Here is a 3,164-nt window from a genome sequence, read left to right as displayed (position 1 = left end):
CGTGGTGGTCCATTCGACGTGGTCGTGGAGACGACGATGGCGACGATGGCGGCGGAATTCGCAGGCCTGCGCGCGTGGAAGGTGAAGCAGAGAGGCGGAAGAAGGACGCAGCGTGGAGGCAGGCGGGCGACGAGCGTGCAGGCGAGCGCTTCGGAGCACCAGGCGCGTGTGTTCCCCTTGGAGAAGTACAGGAACATCGGGATCATGGCACACATCGACGCCGGCAAGACCACCACCACCGAACGCATCCTGTACTACACCGGAAGGAGCTACAAGATCGGCGAAGTGCACGAAGGTTCGGCCACCATGGATTGGATGGAACAAGAACAAGAAAGAGGGATCACCATCACCTCCGCCGCCACCACCTGCGAATGGAAGGACCACCGCGTCAACATCATCGACACGCCAGGACACGTCGACTTCACGCTCGAAGTGGAACGTGCGCTGCGCGTGCTCGACGGTGCCGTGGCAGTCTTCGACGCCGTGGCTGGTGTGGAACCGCAGTCCGAGACCGTGTGGAGACAAGCAGACAAATACGGTGTGCCCAGGATCTGCTTCGTCAACAAAATGGATCGCACCGGTGCCAACTTCTTTCGCACCAGGGACATGATCGTGGAAAACCTCGGTGCCACGCCCTTGGTCCTGCAGCTACCCATCGGCAGCGAAGCGGACTTCGTCGGCGTGGTGGACCTCGTCCAAATGAAGGGAATCGTATGGAAAGGCGAGGATCTGGGCGCCAGCTTCGAAACCGTGGACATCCCCGACGATCTCAAGGAACAGGCCGAAGAGTACCGCGAAATGCTCGTGGAGACCGTGGTGGAATTGGACGAAGAAGCCATGGAAGCGTTCTTCGAAGGCCAGCAGCCCTCGGAGGAGAAGATTCACGAGCTCATCCGCAGGGGAACGATCGGCGGTAACTTTGTGCCAGTTCTGTGTGGAACTGCGTTCAAGAACAAGGGAGTCCAGCCCCTGCTGGATGCAGTCGTCCGTTATCTCCCCGCACCCACGGATATCCCTCCGGTGGAAGGAACGGCGATGAACGACGAGACCGTCAAGATGACCCGTGCGGCGGGAGATGGCGAGCCTTTCTCTGGACTGGCCTTCAAAATCATGACCGATCCTTATGTGGGCACCCTGACCTTCTTGCGCGTGTACTCTGGGGTGCTTGAATCGGGCACCTACGTGTTGAACTCCAACAAGAACAAGAAGGAACGCATTGGAAGGCTGCTTCAAATGCATGCCAACTCCCGCGAGGACGTCAAGTGTGCCATTACCGGGGACATCGTCGCCATTGCAGGTCTGAAGGACACCATCACTGGTGAATCTCTCTGTGATCCGGATAAACCTGTCGTGCTGGAGCGCATGGACTTCCCCGACCCAGTGATCAAGGTGGCCATTGAACCCAAAACCAAGGCAGACTTGGACAAGATGACCACCGGTCTTATCAAGCTGGCGCAAGAGGATCCCTCTTTCCACTTTACTCGCGACGAAGAGACCAACCAGACAGTCATCGAGGGAATGGGAGAACTGCACTTGGATATCATCGTGGATCGTCTGAAGAGGGAATTCAAGGTTGAAGCCACGGTAGGGGCCCCTCAGGTGAACTACAGGGAATCGATCTCAAAGAAACAGGAAGTGCGTTTCACGCACAAGAAGCAATCGGGTGGGGCAGGACAATTTGCAGATGTTCAAATTCGTTTTGAGCCGCTGGAAGCTGGAAGTGGCTTTGAGTTTGTATCTGATATCAAGGGGGGTGTTGTACCCAAGGAATTCATCCCTGGTGTGCAGAAAGGTCTGGAAGAGATGATGAGCGGTGGCGTGATCGCTGGTTTCCCGGTGGTAGATGTCCGTGCGACTCTGTTTGATGGCTCGTATCACGACGTCGATTCGTCCGTGCTTGCTTTTCAACTGGCAGCACGCGGAGCTTTCAGGGAAGGCATCCCCAAATGCGGACCCCGCCTTTTGGAGCCTATCATGAAAGTGCAGGTGATCACTCCGGAGGAACACATGGGTGACGTGATTGGGGATCTCAACTCCAGGCGTGGAATGGTCACGGAACTTGCGGACAAGCCTGGGGGTGCCAAGGTAGTGAATGCGCTGGTCCCGCTGTCTGAGATGTTCCAGTACGTGTCGACTCTGAGGGGAATGACCAAGGGAAGGGCAAACTATACCATGTTTTTGGAGAAGTACGACGTTGTCCCGTCCAACATTCAGAAGGAACTCTCCGAGAAGTTCAGTGCGAAGGTCAGCGCTTAGATGTTGCAGCAATGCCAGTGCTGTTTCCGCTGACTTGACGAGGAGATGCTGGTCATCTGCGTTCCAAATGTCAATTCACATTCTCTTTTTATTCACTGTGCCTTAAGGGTTTCAGGCGTCCGTGTTGAACCCTCTGAAGTTTTCCTTTCCTCGGCCTCTTTCCTGATGTTTGGTTTCCCTGCAGGCTTCGGGTTATCTTCGCAGTGGTTGGTGATCCAGAGGGCAGCGAGGAAGTTGCAAAGCAACGTGATTGCGACCACCAGGTTCCTGGACGAGTCACCGCATCCTGGCATGGTCCACGTCAATGGCCCATGGTTACCTTGGAGCGGCACCGGACGCCATCCATGTCCGCAGTCTACCATGGCCAGCGGTCTGTGCAGCGTCACTGTCGTTGGTCCACATCCAGGTGCTGGATAGCGCGCATGTATTGGCCAAGCTGCATCCCAGTGTGCATCTCCCGAGTAACTTGAGAGGTGGCAGGACGTGGCCCGATGCGCGGGGAGTTCCACGGACGCATCCCCGCATCCTTGCGCCAATTGCGTGCCATGCATCCCACGAAACAGTTCGAAGTCGTCCACGTACAGTTCTTTGGGCAGCGGCTGCAAGACGGCGTAGCTGCAACGTCTCTCGTGTTTCGACACCGTCGACTCTTCAAGCGTTGAAAACGCACCACATCGCACCGTGGCCTTCCAGGTGCGATGGAACCCGTCTCCTTCGACTTGCCACCTCTCCAACACGCACGTGTGTCCTTTCTCTTCGATCCTGTCGACGTCGGAAGCCGCCATCGCCGCGGACGCGACGCGATCGCCTGGCGTGCGACCACGATGTTCCGACCCTGTAGCAAAGGCGTCTCGGACGTTGGTTGGGAAGCGTACCACGTGGATTGCAGTTGTGCACGAGACGTGAGC

The organism is Halomonas sp. BM-2019 (assembly GCF_017584085.1).
This window is presented reverse-complemented; position numbering follows the sequence as displayed.